Here is a 16,290-nt window from a genome sequence, read left to right on the forward strand (position 1 = left end):
CGCCCCTCCCGCGGTTCAGTCTTCGGACGTGTCCAGCAGCCAGTTGAGGATGCGGGGGAGTGCGTGCAACGCGTCGAAGTGCGCGGCCGCAGGCTCCACCACCACGGTGGCGCCGGGGATGCGGCTGGCCAGCCAGCGGGTGTGCCCGACCGGTGAGAACACGTCCTTCTCGCCGTGCCACAGCAGGACCGGACCGGTGATGGCGGCCGGGTCGAACCCCCACGGCCGGCTGAAGGCAAGGGCGTCGTCGATCCAGCCGTACGCCGAAGTGCGCAGCCCTTCACGGTAGTTGCGCAGCAGCATGGTCCGGACGCCGACGTCGTTGACCACCATCCGGTCGGAGTCGGTCAGCTCGCGGCGCAGATCGTCGATCAGCCGCACCGGATTCTTCCGGATCACCGCGGACCGCGAGATGAACGACTCCGCCAGCCCGTCCGGGTCGGACCGCGCCGCGGTGTAGGCCAGCACATTGGAGGGGGCCATCCCCTCGAACCAGTCGAGACCGTCGGCGTCCCGGGGGGCCAGCCCGACCAGGGCGGCGGTCCGGGTGACCCGCTCGGGCATCAGCGCGGCGCAGGCCAGGGCGTGCGACGCGCCACCGGAGCGGCCCACCACGGCGAACCGTTCGAGCCCGATGTGGTCCGCGATGGCCCGGACGTCCTGGACCGCGTCGGCGACGGATCTGCCCGGCAGCCGGTCGGAGTCGCCGTATCCCGGCCGGTCGTAGGTGATGAGCTGTGTCTTGCGCTGGTACAGCACCATGCCGCGCGGAGCCGGCCCGAGCCTGCTGCCGGGCATCCCGTGCAGCAGGAAGACCGGTCTGCCGCGAGGATCCCCCAGACGCTCCACCACCAGCTGCCGCCCGTCGGCCGCGCGCACCCGACTGCGCACTCCGTGCCTCCTCGCGATCCCTGCGGACACGACGTGCCCGGCTTTCCCCGCACCCTCCGATGATGACCCATCAGAGGCGATCCCGGCATGGCGCGTGGGGAGAATCTGGGCGGCGGGCGCGGGGGCGCGGAGCCGGGGGACGTCAGCAATCGGATGTGCGGAGGTGAATACCGGACAGGACTAGTCCTCACCCTGTGCCGACGGGGCGGTTGCGCCAGGTGTTCGCAGATGGAATCGAGGAGCTCTGACCTCGGGCGGTGAACAAGGCGCGCGCGAAACGGTGGTGTCGTGTGTGCGTCCTGAAGTCGGCCTTGTGTGCGATCGGGTCGGTCGGAATAGTGGGCGCCCCATCCTCCGCGTACGGGCGACCCCACATCATTCGTGCGCGGCCCCACAGGAGGTCGAAGAGTTGAAGCATCGACGCATATCCAGGAAGCGCGCGGCGCTGGCCGGGTCGGCCGTGGTCGCCCTGGTCGCAGCGGGAGTGACGTTCCAGAGTGCGAACGCCAGTGACGACGTACCGCAGTTCACGGCCCGGACGCTCGACGCGGTGGCGGCCGGAAAGCTGGCCACCGGCCTGCGCGACGACCTGGGCGCGGACGCGGCGGGCGCGTACTACGACGCCACGTCGAAGAACCTGGTGATGAACGTGGTCGACGAGGCCGCCGCCGAGCAGGTGCGGCAGGCGGGCGGCAGGGCGAGAATCGTGCAGAACTCGCTCGCCGAGCTGAAGTCGGCCCGGCAGACCCTGGCCGGCCAGGCCACGATCCCCGGCACCTCGTGGGCCGTGGACCCGGTCAGCAACAAGGTGGTCGTCACAGCCGACCGCACGGTCAAGGGCGATGCCTGGCAGAAGCTCGACTCGGTGGTCGAGGGGCTGGGCGGCAAGGCGGAACTCAAGCGGTCCGCCGGGGAGTTCAAGCCGTTCATCGCGGGCGGCGACGCGATCTGGGGCAACGGCGGGCGCTGCTCGCTCGGCTTCAACGTGGTCAAGGACGGCGAACCGTACTTCCTGACCGCCGGGCACTGCACCGAGGCGATCTCCAGCTGGTCGGACTCCCAGGGCGGCCCGGAGATCGGTGCGAACGCGGGCTCGTCGTTCCCCGGCAACGACTACGGCCTGGTGAAGTACACCTCCGACACGGCGCACCCCAGCGAGGTCGACCTCTACAACGGCTCCGCCCAGCCGATCACCAGGGCGGGCGAGGCGACCGTCGGAATGACGGTGACGCGCAGCGGCTCCACGACCCAGGTGCACGACGGCGAGGTGACCGGGCTGGACGCCACGGTCAACTACGGCAACGGAGACATCGTCAACGGGCTCATCCAGACGACGGTCTGCGCCGAGCCCGGCGACAGCGGCGGCTCGCTCTTCGCCGGTGACACCGCGATCGGCCTGACCTCGGGCGGCAGCGGCGACTGCTCCTCGGGCGGCGAGACGTTCTTCCAGCCGGTGCCGGAGGCGCTGGCGGCGTTCGGGGCGGAGATCGGCTGACCGTTTCGGCGCGGTTACGCATGGCCCCCGGCTGCCCTCGGCGCCGGGGGCCATGCGTCTGTCGACCGGCCCCTTCGCGAGCCGTCTCCGCAGGGTCGCGGTGGCGGTGGCCGCGGCGACCGCTGCGGGACGGACTCGGGGGCGCGCGGACCCGTCAGGCGGCCCGGGACAGGCTGCCGGTGTCCGCCTTCGCCGGTGCGACGCCGAAGATGTCCACCGCGTGGTAATACGTCCAGGCCGTGGCGTTGCACGAGGTCAGGGTCGCGCCGGAGTAGGCGGCGCAGACGCGCTTGAGGTCCGCGTAGAGGGCGGAGTCGAGGCGGGCCTTGTTGGCGGAGAACGTGCCGGCGGCCTTGTAGTTGCGGTAGCCGAAGTCATGGCGGGCGCAGGCCGTCTGGAAGGGGAAGCCGAACGGGTTGTCGGGGGAGGTGCTGCAGTAGTCCGTCGTCCAGTCGAAGCCGTACGCGGACCATGCCCCCTTGTTGTTGCGGGCGGTGTTCCAGGCGTTGTAACTGGAGGCGCTCGTCTGGGTCCAGGAGCTGAGGACCTGGGGCTTGTCCGCGGGGGCGGCCGAGGCGGAGGCGGCGGGCAGCAGGGCGAGCGGGAGGGAGAGGACGACGGTGCTGAGCAGTGTGGCGACGTGGCGGCGCATGGCGTTCTCCGTGGGGTGGGGAGGGGGCTGAGTGGCGGTGCACCCCGCGGGGTTCACGAGGTCGCCCCAGCATGCCGTCATGTACCTGTCATGCCTAGTCATCGCGCCGACTGGACGCCGGGAATTGAGGTGTTCGTCGGGCGATGGTCATGAGGACGCCGCTGCCGCCTCCGCTCGTGGCGGAGGCGGCGGCGAAGAGTGCGGAGGGTGACGGTGGAGGGCCCGCTCCCCCTTAGACCGGTGTCGACCCCCCGGTCGCCGTTCCCGCGGGCGGGGCGTCCGTGGCGTCCGCCGCCTCCGGCTTCCTCCGCATCGCCATCAGCAGGGTGATGACCGTGCCCACCACCGCCCACGCGGACAGCACCAGCAGAGGCCCGGTCACCGCGTTGCCCCTGAAGTACGCGATCGAGCGTGCCGTCCAGGTGGAGGCGCCCGGCGGCAGGGCGGGGCCGATCGCCCGCCAGAAGTCCGGGAGCATCGGGAGGGGGAAGGCGCCGCCCGCGCTCGGGTTGCCGGCGATCACCACGATCAGGACGGCCAGGCCGATGCCGACGATGCCGGTGAGCGCCTGCAGGGCGAGCGTGGTCATGCCGACCGCGAAGACGGTCAGCGCGCCCAGGCCCGACAGTGCCCAGAAGCTTCCGGGCAGGGCGTCGAGGACCGGGCCGACGATGATCGCGCCGCCGATTCCGCCCGCGATCGAGTACAGCGCCATGGCGGCGGTCCGGATCGCCGCGCGCTGACGGTTGGCCGGGCGGCTGCCCGCGCTGATCGCCAGGATCGAGGCGCAGAGGTATCCGCCCACGCACCAGCCCACGGCCAGGTAGAAGGAGGAGAGCCCGTCGAAGTCCTGTTTCGAGGCCGGGGCCACGTCCACGGCGCGTGCGGTGCGGTGCTGGGTGGACTCGACCTCCTTGATGATCTCCGTCAGGGAGGTGGCCAGGACGGTGCCGCCGCCGGAGGCGACCAGGACGGCGTCGGTCGTGCCCCGGGGATTGACGATCAGGGCGCCGTCGATCTCGCGGTCGAGGATCTGCCGGCGGGCGGTGGCCGCGTCGGTGACCGTGCGGGGGTCCAGGGGGCCGCCGGGGAGGTTCTCCAGTTCGGTGACGAGCCGGGCGGATACCTGCTGGGGTGCGACGACACCGAAGGGGACGTCCGTGGGCTTCGGGTTGTGGAGCGCTCCGATGTAGGACGCGATGAACAGGAGTTGCAGCGCCAGTACGCCGATGACGAGCAGTGCGGCCCGTGGAGTGACGGCGTTCTTCACCTCGTCAGCGAAAGTCATGCCCCCACGGTCCGGGCTGCCCGGCGTCCACGCAGTCGGGGCCGGGCCGAATGGCGGAACGGCGGAGCCGGGCTACGGGGGGGGGATGGCTCACACCCCGAGTATCGTACGAATGTTCGAAACATGGTCTATCGTGGAGAGCGAGGGGGTGGTGAGTGCGGATCGGTTCAGGAGGTGCGGGTGCCCGGGTTCACGCATCTGCATACCGTTTCCGGGTTCTCCCTGCGGTACGGGGCCTCGCACCCGGAGCGGCTGGCGGAGCGCGCCGAGGAGCGGGGGATGGACGCCCTCGCACTGACCGACCGCGACACCCTGGCGGGTACGGTCCGGTTCGCCAAGGCCTGTGAGCGGGCCGGAGTGCGGCCGGTCTTCGGGGTGGAACTCGCTGTCGCCCCCGCACGCGCCGGGCGCGTGGAGGGTGACGGGCGTACGCACCGGTTGCGGACTCCGGTCCGCGGGGGTGCCTTTGTCGATGAATCCGCCCCCCGTGTCACCTTCCTCGCCCGCGACGGCGCGCAGGGCTGGGCCGAACTGTGCCGCCTCGTCACCGCCGCCCACGCGGCCGTGCCCGACGGCGGCCGGCCCCTGGTCGACCGCTCCGCGCTGCCCGCCCAAGGGCTCACCGTCCTGCTCGGCCCCGCCTCCGAGGTGGGCAGGGCGCTGGCCGCCGGCCGCCCCGACCGGGCCGCCGCCCTGCTCGCACCCTGGCGGGAGGTGTACGGCGACGACCTGCGGCTCGAAGCCGTCCACCACGGCCGCGACGGCACCGGTCCCGGTTCGCTGCGGCTCGCCGCCCGTACCGTCGGATTCGCCGCCGAGCAGGGGGTGCGGGCCGTGCTGACCAACGCCGTCCGGTACGCCGATCCGGGGCAGGGCCCGGTCGCCGACGTGCTCGACTCCGCCCGCGGGCTCGTCCCCGTCGATCCGCGCCGCGCCCCGCTCGACAGCGGCGAGCGCTGGCTCAAGGACGCTCGCGCCATGGCGGAGACCGCCGAGCGGATCACCTCCGCCGCCGGACTCGGCCCCGGCGCCGGGGCGCGGCTGCTCGCGGAGACCCGGCGCACCGCCGACGCCTGCGTGGTCGACCCCCGGGACGACCTCGGCCTCGGCTCCGTCCACTTCCCCGAACCGCACCTCGTCGGCGCGGACCGGCGCACCGCCCAGCGGGTGCTGGCCTCCCGCGCCGCCGCGGGCATGGTGCTGCGCGGCTACGACCGCAGGCGCGAGTACTGGGACCGGATGCACCACGAACTGGACATCATCGCCCACCACGGCTTCGCCTCCTACTTCCTCACGGTCGCCCAAGTCGTGGACGACGTCCGGGAGATGAAGGTGCGGGTGGCCGCGCGCGGCTCCGGGGCCGGCTCCCTGGTCAACCACCTCCTCGGCATCGCCCACGCCGACCCGGTCGAGCACGGACTGCTCATGGAGCGCTTCCTGTCCAAGCGCCGCTTCGTGCTGCCCGACATCGACATCGACGTCGAGTCGGCCCGCCGCCTCGACGTCTACCGCGCGATCATCGGCCGCTTCGGCGCCGAACGGGTCGCCACCGTCGCCATGCCCGAGACCTACCGGGTGCGCCACGCCATCCGCGACGTCGGCGCCGCCCTCTCCATGAACCCGGCCGAGACCGACCGGCTCGCCAAGGCCTTCCCGCACATCCGGGCCCGCGACGCCCGCGCCGCGATGGAGGAACTGCCCGAACTGCGCGAAGTGGCGAGGGCGAAGGAGAAGTACGGGCGGCTGTGGGAGCTGGTGGAGGCGCTGGACGGGCTGCCGCGCGGCATCGCCATGCACCCGTGCGGGGTCCTCCTCTCCGACGCCTCGCTGCTGCGCCGCACCCCCGTCATGCCCACCAGCGGCGAGGGCTTCCCGATGGCCCAGTTCGACAAGGAGGACGTGGAGGACCTCGGACTGCTCAAGCTCGACGTGCTCGGTGTGCGGATGCAGTCCGCGATGGCGCACGCGGTCGCGGAGGTGAAGCGGGCCTCCGGGCAGGAGGTGGACCTGGACGCCGTGGAGCCGGACGACCCGGAGACGTACCGGCTGATCAAGGCCGCCGAGACGCTCGGCTGCTTCCAGATCGAGTCACCCGGCCAGCGCGATCTGGTCGGCAGGCTCCAGCCCGCCACCTTCCATGATCTGGTGGTCGACATCTCGCTGTTCCGGCCCGGCCCGGTCGCCGCCGACATGGTGCGCCCGTTCATCGAGGCCCGGCACGGGCGGGCGCCGGTCCGCTATCCCCACGCCGACCTGGAGGAACCGCTGCGCGAGACGTACGGCGTGGTGGTCTTCCACGAGCAGATCATCGAAATGGTCGACCGCATGACCGGCTGCGGCCGGGACGAGGCCGACCGGGTCCGGCGCGGGCTCTCCGCCCCCGATTCGCAGGCTCTGATCAGGCTCTGGTTCGCCCAGCACGCGGCGGCGCGCGGGTACGACGCGGACGTGATCGCCCGCGCCTGGGAGATCATCGAGGCGTTCGGCAGCTACGGCTTCTGCAAGGCGCACGCGGTGGCCTTCGCCGTGCCGACGTACCAGTCGGCCTGGCTGAAGGTGCATCACCCGGCGGCCTTCTACGCGGGGCTGCTCACCCATGACCCGGGGATGTACCCGAAGCGGTTGCTGCTCGCGGACGCGCGGCGGCGCGGGGTGCCGGTGCTGCCGCTGGATGTGAACCGCTCCGCGGCCACTCATAGAATCGAACTGGTGTCTGATCGGGAGGGGGAGGGGGAGTCCTGGGGGCTGCGGCTCGCGCTCTCGGACGTCCATGGGATCAGCGCGGCCGAGGTCGCCCGGATCGAGGCCGGACAGCCCTACACCTCGCTGCTGGACTTCTGGCAGCGGGCCCGGCCGGGCAAGCCCGCCGCCGAACGGCTGGCCCAGGTCGGCGCGCTGGACGCGTTCGGCGCCAACCGGCGTGACCTGCTGCTGCACCTGTCCGAACTCCACCGCGCCCAGCGCGGCACGGGCTCCGGCGCGCAGCTTCCGCTCGGCGGCGGCCACCGTACCGGCTCCATCGGCCTGCCCGACCTCAACGAGGCGGAACGGCTCAGCGCGGAACTGGGCGTGCTGAGCATGGATGTCTCCCGCCATCTGATGAGCGATCACCACGCCTTCCTGGAGGAGCTCGGCGCGGTGTCGGCCAAACGACTGCGCGAGGCCCGCCACGGGGAGACCGTGCTGGTCGCGGGCGCCAAGGCGGCCACCCAGACCCCGCCCGTCCGCTCCGGGCGCCGGGTCGTCTTCACCACCCTGGACGACGGCACGGGCCTGGTCGACCTGGCCTTCTTCGACGACAGCCACGCCGCCTGCGCGCACACCGTCTTCCACTCCTGGCTGCTGCTGGTACGCGGGGTGGTGCAGCGGCGCGGGCCGCGGAGCCTGAGCGTGGTCGGCGCGGCCGCCTGGAATCTGGCGGAGCTGGCCGAGCTGCGGGGCACCGGCGGACTCGACGCGGTCGCGGCCCGGCTGGCGCAGGCGCCCGCCGGGGCGGCCGCGCCGGAGCAGGAAGCGGCTGCCCGGGGCGAGGAGGCGCCCGCCGGCGACGGCCGCCGGATCCGGATGCTCACCGGCTACGAGATGAACCCCTGGTCCGACCTCCAGCCGGCCGGCGAGGGCGTACCGACCGGAAGAAAGCTGTGGCACCAGAGCCCGGGGAGCGCGGGATGAGTGAGGTGAGTGAGGTGAGAGGGGTGAACGGGATGAGTGAGCAGCCCGGAATCCTCTGCCTGCGGTTCCGCAGGGTCGGCGGGGGCCTCCCCGACGGTGCCGGTTACCCGGGGCTGCTCGCCCTGCTCGGTTCGTTCACCCCGGTCGTCGAGGCCGCGCCCCCCGACGGGGCGCTCGCCGACGTCCGGGGCGCGCTGCGCTACTTCCGGCAGGACGTGACGGGGCTGGCCTCGGTGATCCGGGTCCGCGCGCTGGCCCTGCACGGTGCGGACTGCGCGATCGGGGCGGCCGAGAACCCGATGCTGGCCCGGATGGCGGCGCGGCAGGCCGCGCCCGGGACGACCTTCGTGGTGCCCGTCGGCGGGGCGGCCGCCTTCCTCGCGGACCGGCCGGTCGCCGCGCTGGACGGCGTGGGGGCGGCGACGGCCCGCGCCCTGTGCGGATACGGGCTCGACTCCGTCGGCCGGATCGCGGCCGCCCCGCTCGGCACCCTGCAACGGATCACCGGGGCGCGGACCGGGCGCGACCTGTGGGAGCGGGCGCACGGTATCGACCGCACCGCGGTCGTGCCCAACGCCGCCGCCCGCTCGGTCGCCGCCGAACGGACCTTCCCGCGCGACGAGCTGGACCGGGAGCGGCAGCGGCGTGCGCTCATGTCGCTCACCGAGGAACTGGGGGCGAGGATGCGCGGCGAGGGGCAGGTGTGCCGTTCTCTCGCGGTCTCCGTGCGCTATGCCGACCGGACCGGCTACTCGACGCTGACTCGCAGCCGTACGCTCCGCGAGCCCACCGCGCACTCCGCGGAACTCACCGCGCTCGCCTACCGCATCCATGACTCGTTCGCCCTGCAGCGGGCCCGGGTGCGGGGGATCGCGCTGCGCGCCGAGGGGCTCGGCGACGCCGGGCGGGCCGCGCACCAGCTGACCTTCGACCCGGTCGACGAACGAGCGCGGCGGATCGAGGCGGTCGCGGACCGGCTGCGGGACCGGTTCGGGCCACGGGCCGTGATGCCGGGGCGGCTCGCGGCCTGAGCCGCCCGCCGGGAACTGTCCTGAAGCCGCGGTTACCGCCGGGTCAGTTTTTACCGACGCGTAACTTCCCACTCCACCCTACTCATGCGTAATTTGGCATGAGCACGTAGAACGCCGTCAGAACTTGTGGTCCGGGCCGCAGGGTGCACAGACATCGCAACTCCCTTGAGCCGCAAGGAGACCCCACGATGCTGCCCTGGACCCGTGCGCCGCGCACCCCCCGTGCGCGCACCACGCTCGCCGCACTCCTCCTCGCCGTCGCCGCAGTCGCCACCCCCACGGCCACTGCCGCCGCAGCCGCCCCCACCGCCGCCACGGTCACCTCCCGCGGCTGGAACGACTACTCCTGCAAGCCCTCCGCCGCCCACCCCCGTCCCGTCGTGCTGGTCCACGGAACCTTCGGGAACTCGGTCGACAACTGGCTCGTCCTCGCCCCCTTCCTGGTCAACCGGGGCTACTGCGTCTACTCCCTCGACTACGGACAGCTCCCCGGGGTGCCCCTCTTCAACGGCCTCGGCCCGATCGACAAGTCCGCCGGACAGCTCGCCGCGTTCGTCGACAAGGTGCTCGCCTCCACGGGAGCGCCCAAGGCCGACCTCGTCGGCCACTCGCAGGGCGGCATGATGCCGAACTACTACCTGAAGTTCCTCGGCGGAGGAGCCAAGGTGAACGCCCTGGTCGGCCTCGCGCCCGACAACCACGGCACCACCCTCCTCGGCCTGACGAAGCTGCTGCCGTACTTCCCCGGCGCCGAGGACCTGCTCAACGCCGGCACGCCCGGACTCGCCGACCAGGTGGCCGGATCGCCCTTCGTCACCAAGCTCAACTCGCTGCCCGACACGGTGCCGGGCGTGCACTACACCGTCATCGCGACCCGGTACGACGAGGTCGTGACCCCGTACCGGACGCAGTTCCTGGACGGGCCGGACGTACGCAACGTCCTGCTCCAGGACCTCTGCCCGGTCGACCTGTCCGAGCACGTGGCGATCGGAACCATCGACCGGATCGCCTACCACGAGGTGGCGAACGCCCTGGACCCGGCGCACGCCACCCCGACCACCTGCGCCTCGGTCATCGGGTAGGGGGCCGGGTCCCCCGGCCGGACCTTCCGTCAGCGTCCGTGCCGGCCCGCCGAGGCGGCCCGGCGACGGACCGAGACCAGCAGCGCGGCCGCGCCCAGGGCGATCGCGGCCGCGCCGCCGATGGCCATCCGGCTGGTGGCGGCGCTGCCGCCTGTCTCGGCGAGGTGGTCGGCCCCCACGACGGGGGCGTCCCCCGGCGCGTGGTCCGGCTCCGGGGCATTGGCCGGAGCGGTCGTCGCGCCCGTGGCCTCGGTGACGGCCGCACCCGTACCGGCGTCGTCGTCCCCGTGGCCGCCGTGCTCCACCGAGGACTTCTCCGCACCCTCGGTGATGTCCTGCTCCGAGGGCGCGGAAGCGGACGGCGCGGGCACGGCGGCGACCGAACCGCTGCCGCTCGAACCGCTTTCGCCCGCACCGCTCGTACCGCTCGCCCCCTCGAAGACCACGTCGGAGCACGCGTAGAACGCCTCGGGGGAGTCCGACCGCTGCCAGACGGTGTAGATCAGCTGGCGCCCCGAGCGCCCGGGAACAGTGCCGTCGAAGACATACGATCCGTCCACCAGCTTCGGGTCGGTGGCCTCGGCGAACGGCTTCTCCTCCAGGTCCGACCACTTCAGGGGCTTCGACGGGTCGTAGCCGGCGGTGGTGAGATACAGCGCGAAGGAACCCTTGTGCGGGGCGGTGGCCCGGAAGCGGAAGGTGTGGGGGCCCGCCTTCACGGCGGTGGCCGGCCAGTCCGCGCGCGGCAGGTCGAGCCCCTTGAACTTGTCGTTGCCCGCACTGCACAGCTTGCCGTCCGGAATCAACTGCCGGTGCTTCCCGGCGGCGTTGGCGATGTTGACGCCGTTCCAGTCGTACAGCGCCTGCGTGCCGCCGGCCGCGACCGCCGCCACGCACGCGGCGGACCGCGGGTGTTCGGGCCCCTCGGCGAAGCAGGCCGAGACCCGGCTGACGGGATCCGTCAGCGAGCCGTGCGCCGAGGCCGGGACAGCGGTCAGAACGGCGAGTACGAGCGGCGTCGCACCGAGCGCGGCGACGGCGGCGGTCCTGCGACGGGCGGTGGTGAGGGCGGGCATGGCGGCGTTACTCCTTCAGCGGTCCACAGCGAGGGGCGGGGCGTCCCGGGAACAGCAAGCTAGCCCGCGCCCGGCCCCTCGGAAGCCGGGAGAACGGTCTGCCGGCGATCGTTATGACGCGCTTAAGGGGCCACTCACGGACGCTTAAGAACGCTCAAGGGCCACCGGCCGCCCACCGCTCCACGTCCGCAGGACAGCGGCTGCGCGGGAGCCGGCCCCGTTGTCAGCGGCAGCTGGCACGATCGGTCCATGACGACGATCGACTGGGATTCAGCCGCCGGTTCCTTCGACGACGAGCCGGACCACGGCCTGCTGGATCCCGTGGTCCGGCACGCTTGGGCGCAGCGGCTGGAGAGCTGGCTGCCCCGGGGCCGTTCCGAGGTGCTCGATCTGGGGTGCGGCACCGGAAGTCTGGCGCTGCTCGTCGCCGGGCAGGGCCACCGGGTCACCGCCGTGGACCGCTCGCCCCGGATGGTCGAGCAGGCGCGCGCCAAACTGGCCGGTACGGGCACCGAGGTGCTGACCGGGGACGCGGCCTCACCCCCGGTCGGCAAGCAGCGGTTCGACGTGATCCTGGCCCGGCACGTGGTGTGGCTGCTCCCCGATCCGGCCCGGGTGCTGCGCCACTGGTTCGGGCTGCTGAGGCCCGGCGGCCGGTTGGTGCTGGTCGAAGGCGTGTGGAACGGGGTCGGACTGTCGGCCGTGCAACTCACCGGGCTGCTCGGCCCCTTCACCGAGCGCATCCATCACGAGCCGCTCTCCGGCGACCGGGACCTCTGGGGCAAGGAGGTCGACGACGAGCGCTACGCGCTGGTCGCGCGTGCCGAGCCCCCGCGCCGGCACACCGAGGTCGTCGACGTGCACCTGATCCTCCGCCGGGGCTCCGATGTCCTGCTCGCCCGGCGGGCAGGCACGGGCTACGCGGACGGGCTGCTGCACGCCCCGTCCGGGCACGTGGAGGACGGCGAGGACGTCCGCGCGGCGGTGATCCGCGAGGCGGCCGAGGAGATCGGGGTGGAGCTCCGGCCGGAGGAGCTGCGGACGGCCCTGGTCATGCAGCACCGGGGGCCGGGGGGCAATCCAAGGACGGGCTGGTTCTTCGAGGCCGCCTACGACCCCGGCCGGCCGCCGTACAACCGGGAACCGGACAAGTGCTCCGAGCTGGAGTGGTTCCCGCTGGACGCCCTGCCCGACGACATGGTCGCGTACTGCCGTGCCGGCCTCGACGGCTACCGGAGCGGGGAGCACTTCCTGATCCACTGGCACGAGGACGGCGACACCGTCGCGTTCGAACCAGGGGGCGCCCGGCGGGCCGTCCCCCTGCCGGCCGCCGGGGCCCGCACCGGGCGGCTCCACCACATCGAGTTGTGGGTGCCCGATCTGGCGGCCGCCGCTTCCGGCTGGGGCTGGCTCCTGGGCGAGCTGGGCCATGCCCCGTACCAGCGATGGGCGCACGGGCGCAGCTGGCGGCGGGGCGACAGCTACGTGGTGATCGAACAGTCGCCCGACCTGGCCCCGGGAGCGCACGAACGACGCCGGCCCGGGCTCAACCACCTCGCCTTCCACGTCGAGGACCGGGCCACCCTCGACGCCCTGGTGGCCCGGGCCCCGGAGCACGGCTGGCGGCTGCTCTTCGGCGACCGTCATCCGCATGCGGGCGGGGACGGGCACGTAGCCGCGTACCTGGAGGACGCCGCGGGGTACGAGGTGGAGCTGGTGGCGGGCTGAGGTCTCCGAGCCGCCGGGGGCGGTGGCTCAGCCCGGCGGGCCGAGCCCGGGCGCGGCTCGCCCCAGCCGGCCGGGTCGGGCGCGGTTGCCCAGCGGGCCGGGTCCGGAGGCGCGGCTCGGTTCGGCGGACCGGGTCGGGCGCGGTCAGCCCAGCAGGCCGGTGAAGCCCTGCTCCGTGCGGGCGAGCCGTTCCAGCTCGTCCAGGGCGGCGACGGCCGCCCCGGCCGCCTCCGGGTCGCGGCCCGCCAGTCCGCTCTCCTCGAACTCGTCCTCGTCGAGCCGGAGTACGGTGCTGCGGTCCGCCGACACCCACAGATCGAGATCCAGGTCCTCGACGAGCAGCTCGCCGTCCCGCAGCACGGCCGGACGGGTCACATCGCAGTACCAGCCCTTGAGTTCGCCCGTGCTCGCGCGGACCTCCTTCACCGCGAACCAGGCATCGCGCCAGTAGTGCTCGGTGAAGACGTCGCCCGGCTCGAAGCGGACGAAGCCGAAGTCGCGTACACCCGGGGCGGCCCAGGGGGCCCGTACCGTCACCCGGGTGCCGTCGTCGGCGACCAGGGCGGCGGGGTAGCGGATCTTGGTCTTCCCGGCCTTGACCAGGACGACGGTCAGCTCGGCGTCAGACGATCCTGCGGACATGGCGTACCTCCGTGGCACAGATCTCGTAGCCGAACCAGCGGTTGATTGCCAGCATCGGCCCGTTGTCGGCGTCATTGCCCGTGTAGGCGTCGGTGTACCCGGCGGCGCGCGCCCGGTGCAGCGAGTCGTTCTTCGCGAGCTTCGCCAGCCCGCGGTTGCGGAACGCCCGGCGGGTGCCGGTCATCCCCGACCAGTAGCGGTCCACTCCGTCGGTCTGCGCCGCGCTGAACGCCGCCACCCGGCCGTCGGCCACCACGACGGAGGTGAGGTGGTGGTCGAGGCCGGGAGAGGCCCAGGTCTCGCCGAGCCACTCCTCGTAGTCCGTCAGCCGGGCCGGGGTGTCGCTGGGCTCGTCCGCGGTGGTCTCGGCATCCGCCTCGAAGAGGGGGCGCGGATCGTCGGCGAAGTCGGCTGCGGTACGCAGCTCGACACCGGCCGGGAGATCCTGACGGGCCGGCAGGGCGCCGCCCGCCAGATCCAGATGCAGGAAGTGCGCCGGCCGGCTCGGCTCGTAGCCGTGCTTCCCGGCGAACGCCCGGTTGCCGGCGGTGTCCAGGACCCAGGTGTAGACCGAGGTCGCGCCGGCCAGGGCCAGATACTCCTCGGCCGTGCGCAGCAGCAGCGTGCCCGCGCCCCGGCCGGTCCGCTCGGGGTGGGTGTACGGATTGCAGAACGCCTGGCCCGGCTCGGGGCTCTCGTACGCCAGCCCCACCTGGGCCGTCCCGATGATCTCGCCGTCCTCCTCCGCGACCAGCAGCCGGTAGCGCTTGTCCGGATGGGCGGTGGCCAGGTCGAAGACGACCTGCTCCGGCGTGGTGACCATGTAGGGCAGGGCCGCGCGCCGCACCCGCACCCAGTCCTCGGCGTCGGCGGGCCGGAAATCGCGCACGATGACAGTCATGCGCCGGACGCTACCCGCGGGCCCGGCCCGGCCGCCCTCTATTTTCCGGCGGTGGGGCAGAATCGGCCCGTGACTCTGAAGATCGCCGTTGACCCGGATGCCGGCACCGCTCCCTATGAGCAGCTGCGCACGCAGATCTCCGAACTGGCCCGCTCGGGGGCGCTGCCGGTCGGCTACAGGCTTCCCACCGTCCGCGGCTTCGCCGAGGAGCTCGGCCTCGCCGCCAACACCGTCGCCAAGGCCTACCGCGCGCTGGAGGCGGACGGGGTGATCGAGACGCGGGGGCGCAACGGCACGTTCGTCGCCGCGGCGGGCGACGCGGCCGACCGCCATGCCGGTGCCGCGGCGCGGGAGTACGCGGAGCACGCCCGGCGGCTGGGGATGTCCCGGGCGCGGGCGTTGGAGCTGGCCGAGGACGCGGTGCGGGCGGTCTACGCCGGGTGAGCCGAGGCGACGCGCGGCCGCGCGTCGCGTCGCACGGGGCCCGTCCGTGTGGCGGCTCAGATGTGCGGGCCCGCCGGGTGCGCGGGTGCCTCGCAGTGGCCCGTCCGGGTGGCGGCGCGGAAGTGCCGGCGCGCGGACGCGTCGCGTGGGAGGGGTCCGTCCGCGTGGCGGCTCAGAGGTACAGGCCCGCGTCCGCCCCGGAGTCCTGCCTGGGCACCGACGCGGGGCCGGTGCCGCGGCGCAGCGCGTACAGCTCCGCCAGGGTCGTTCCCTCGCGGGTCGCGTCCCGGCCCAGGCCCTCCTCCGTGCCGAGCCAGGCCACCGACTCCTTGCGGGTCAGCGGGCCCACCTCGATCCGGGCCAGGCAGCGGCCGGGCCTGACGACCGCCGGGTGCAGCCGTTCCAGGTCCTCGTTGGTCGTCACCCCGACCAGCACGTTGCGGCCCTGGCCCAGCAGACCGTCCGTGAGGTTCAGCAGGCGCGACAGCGCCTGGCCGGCCGTGTGCTTGGCCTCGCCGCGGATCAGCTCGTCGCAGTCCTCCAGGAGCAGCAGGCGCCAGCGGCCCTTCGCGCTGCCGTCGTCCTCGCCGATCGCGATGTCCATCAGATAGCCGACGTCGTTGAAGAGCCGTTCGGGGTCGAGCACGCAGTCGACCTGGCACCAGTCGCGCCAGGAACGCGCCAGCGTGCGCAGGGCGGACGTCTTGCCCGTTCCGGGAGGACCGTGCAGCAGGAGCAGCCGGCCCGCGATGTCGTCCGGGGTGACCTTCATCAGCCGGTCCATCGCATCGGCCACGGGAGCGGTGTAGTTGGCCCGGACCTCGTCCCAGGTGCCGGCCGCGATCTGACGGGTCGTGCGGTACGGGCCCCGGCGCGGCGAGACGTACCAGAACCCCATCGTCACGTTGTCCGGCTGCGGCTCCGGCTCGTCCTGGGCGCCTTCCGTCGCCTCTTCGAGCACCGTGTGGGCCAGTTCCGCGCTGGTCGCGGTGACCGTGACGTCGGCACCCCGGTTCCACCGCGAGATCAGCAGGGTCCAGCCGTCGCCCTCGGCCAGAGTGGCGCTGCGGTCGTCGTCGCGGGCGGCGCGCAGCACCTTCGCCCCCTCGGGCAGCAGCGTGGCGTTCTTCCTGACCCGGTCGAGCGAGGAGCTGTGCGAGTACGGCTGCTCGCCCGTCGCGAAGCGGCCGAGGAACAGCGCGTCGACGACGTCGGACGGGGAGTCGCTGTCGTCGACGTTGAGCCGGATCGGCAGAGCGGACTCGGGGGTGGCAGACATGCGGGCCATGATCCGGCACGGAGGCACCCGGCGCACCCAGGTTTCGTCACCTGCTTCCCGGCGGTGCGATCTCGGTGCGGTGCACCACGCGGTCTCACCGGGAGACCGA

General features: G+C 73.1%; 13 protein-coding genes. 6 read left to right on the top strand and 7 right to left on the bottom strand.

Features of this window, described 5'->3' with window-relative positions; translation table 11 throughout:
• Positions 1-15: 15 nt before the first annotated feature.
• A complete protein-coding gene (locus tag E6R60_RS21040) occupies positions 16-891 on the bottom strand; it encodes an alpha/beta hydrolase (RefSeq protein WP_136328159.1) in 876 nt (291 codons plus the stop codon).
• A 409-nt stretch (positions 892-1,300) separates the two neighbouring features.
• Here E6R60_RS21040 and E6R60_RS21045 point away from each other — a divergent pair, with 409 nt between their 5' ends.
• Complete coding sequence (locus tag E6R60_RS21045; protein ID WP_136328160.1) at positions 1,301-2,386, top strand: S1 family peptidase; 1,086 nt, start codon at positions 1,301-1,303, stop codon at positions 2,384-2,386.
• Positions 2,387-2,540: 154 nt separating this feature from the next.
• Here the strand turns inward: E6R60_RS21045 and E6R60_RS21050 are convergent, their stop codons facing one another.
• Together E6R60_RS21050 and E6R60_RS21055 are read right to left on the bottom strand one after the other, a co-directional pair.
• A complete protein-coding gene (locus E6R60_RS21050; RefSeq protein ID WP_136328161.1) occupies positions 2,541-3,038 on the bottom strand; it encodes a phospholipase in 498 nt (165 codons plus the stop codon).
• A gap of 232 nt (positions 3,039-3,270) precedes the next feature.
• Positions 3,271-4,326, bottom strand: a complete 1,056-nt coding sequence (locus E6R60_RS21055; RefSeq protein ID WP_136328162.1) for a DUF3533 domain-containing protein — start codon at positions 4,324-4,326, stop codon at positions 3,271-3,273.
• A 180-nt stretch (positions 4,327-4,506) separates the two neighbouring features.
• Between E6R60_RS21055 and E6R60_RS21060 the strand changes: the two genes are divergently transcribed.
• From E6R60_RS21060 to E6R60_RS21070, 3 genes are all read left to right on the top strand, one after another.
• The gene (locus E6R60_RS21060; protein ID WP_136328163.1) at positions 4,507-7,998 is read left to right on the top strand and encodes a DNA polymerase III subunit alpha; all 3,492 of its coding nucleotides are present in this window, start codon (positions 4,507-4,509) and stop codon (positions 7,996-7,998) included.
• A gap of 32 nt (positions 7,999-8,030) precedes the next feature.
• A complete protein-coding gene (locus E6R60_RS21065) occupies positions 8,031-9,029 on the top strand; it encodes a hypothetical protein (protein ID WP_136328164.1) in 999 nt (332 codons plus the stop codon).
• A 188-nt stretch (positions 9,030-9,217) separates the two neighbouring features.
• Entirely contained in the window at positions 9,218-10,111 is an 894-nt protein-coding gene (locus tag E6R60_RS21070; protein WP_136328165.1) for an alpha/beta fold hydrolase, read from the top strand.
• A gap of 29 nt (positions 10,112-10,140) precedes the next feature.
• Here E6R60_RS21070 and E6R60_RS21075 read toward each other — a convergent pair whose 3' ends face one another.
• Complete coding sequence (locus tag E6R60_RS21075) at positions 10,141-11,187, bottom strand: lytic polysaccharide monooxygenase (protein ID WP_136328166.1); 1,047 nt, start codon at positions 11,185-11,187, stop codon at positions 10,141-10,143.
• A 249-nt stretch (positions 11,188-11,436) separates the two neighbouring features.
• Here E6R60_RS21075 and E6R60_RS21080 point away from each other — a divergent pair, with 249 nt between their 5' ends.
• Positions 11,437-12,915: a trifunctional class I SAM-dependent methyltransferase/NUDIX hydrolase/VOC family protein gene (locus E6R60_RS21080; protein WP_136328167.1), complete on the top strand. Its 1,479-nt coding sequence runs from the start codon at positions 11,437-11,439 to the stop codon at positions 12,913-12,915.
• Positions 12,916-13,059: 144 nt separating this feature from the next.
• Here E6R60_RS21080 and E6R60_RS21085 read toward each other — a convergent pair whose 3' ends face one another.
• Together E6R60_RS21085 and E6R60_RS21090 are read right to left on the bottom strand one after the other, a co-directional pair.
• Positions 13,060-13,557 carry a DUF402 domain-containing protein gene (locus tag E6R60_RS21085; protein ID WP_136328168.1) on the bottom strand — a complete coding sequence of 166 codons (498 nt, stop codon included), beginning with the start codon at positions 13,555-13,557 and terminating at the stop codon, positions 13,060-13,062.
• Positions 13,538-14,458, bottom strand: a complete 921-nt coding sequence (locus E6R60_RS21090) for a GNAT family N-acetyltransferase (RefSeq protein WP_136328169.1) — start codon at positions 14,456-14,458, stop codon at positions 13,538-13,540. Before E6R60_RS21090 ends, E6R60_RS21085 begins: the two co-directional genes overlap by 20 nt.
• A 69-nt stretch (positions 14,459-14,527) precedes the next feature.
• Between E6R60_RS21090 and E6R60_RS21095 the strand changes: the two genes are divergently transcribed.
• Complete coding sequence (locus tag E6R60_RS21095; protein ID WP_136328170.1) at positions 14,528-14,902, top strand: GntR family transcriptional regulator; 375 nt, start codon at positions 14,528-14,530, stop codon at positions 14,900-14,902.
• 172 nt (positions 14,903-15,074) lie between these two features.
• Here the strand turns inward: E6R60_RS21095 and E6R60_RS21100 are convergent, their stop codons facing one another.
• Positions 15,075-16,190: a DUF5925 domain-containing protein gene (locus tag E6R60_RS21100; protein WP_206309475.1), complete on the bottom strand. Its 1,116-nt coding sequence runs from the start codon at positions 16,188-16,190 to the stop codon at positions 15,075-15,077.
• Positions 16,191-16,290 lie beyond the last annotated feature (100 nt).

This window comes from Streptomyces sp. A0642 (assembly GCF_004795105.1).
Lineage (GTDB): Bacteria > Actinomycetota > Actinomycetes > Streptomycetales > Streptomycetaceae > Streptomyces.

Bases quoted from the DNA above. Each gene is read 5' to 3' on its own strand.
- E6R60_RS21050 (WP_136328161.1), bottom strand. From the start codon at position 3,038: ATGCGCCGCCACGTCGCCACACTGCTCAGCACCGTCGTCCTCTCCCTC.
- E6R60_RS21055 (WP_136328162.1), bottom strand. From the start codon at position 4,326: ATGACTTTCGCTGACGAGGTGAAGAACGCCGTCACTCCACGGGCCGCA.
- E6R60_RS21065 (WP_136328164.1), top strand. From the start codon at position 8,031: ATGAGTGAGCAGCCCGGAATCCTCTGCCTGCGGTTCCGCAGGGTCGGC.
- E6R60_RS21070 (WP_136328165.1), top strand. From the start codon at position 9,218: ATGCTGCCCTGGACCCGTGCGCCGCGCACCCCCCGTGCGCGCACCACG.
- E6R60_RS21075 (WP_136328166.1), bottom strand. From the start codon at position 11,187: ATGCCCGCCCTCACCACCGCCCGTCGCAGGACCGCCGCCGTCGCCGCG.
- E6R60_RS21080 (WP_136328167.1), top strand. From the start codon at position 11,437: ATGACGACGATCGACTGGGATTCAGCCGCCGGTTCCTTCGACGACGAG.
- E6R60_RS21085 (WP_136328168.1), bottom strand. From the start codon at position 13,557: ATGTCCGCAGGATCGTCTGACGCCGAGCTGACCGTCGTCCTGGTCAAG.
- E6R60_RS21090 (WP_136328169.1), bottom strand. From the start codon at position 14,458: ATGACTGTCATCGTGCGCGATTTCCGGCCCGCCGACGCCGAGGACTGG.
- E6R60_RS21100 (WP_206309475.1), bottom strand. From the start codon at position 16,190: ATGGCCCGCATGTCTGCCACCCCCGAGTCCGCTCTGCCGATCCGGCTC.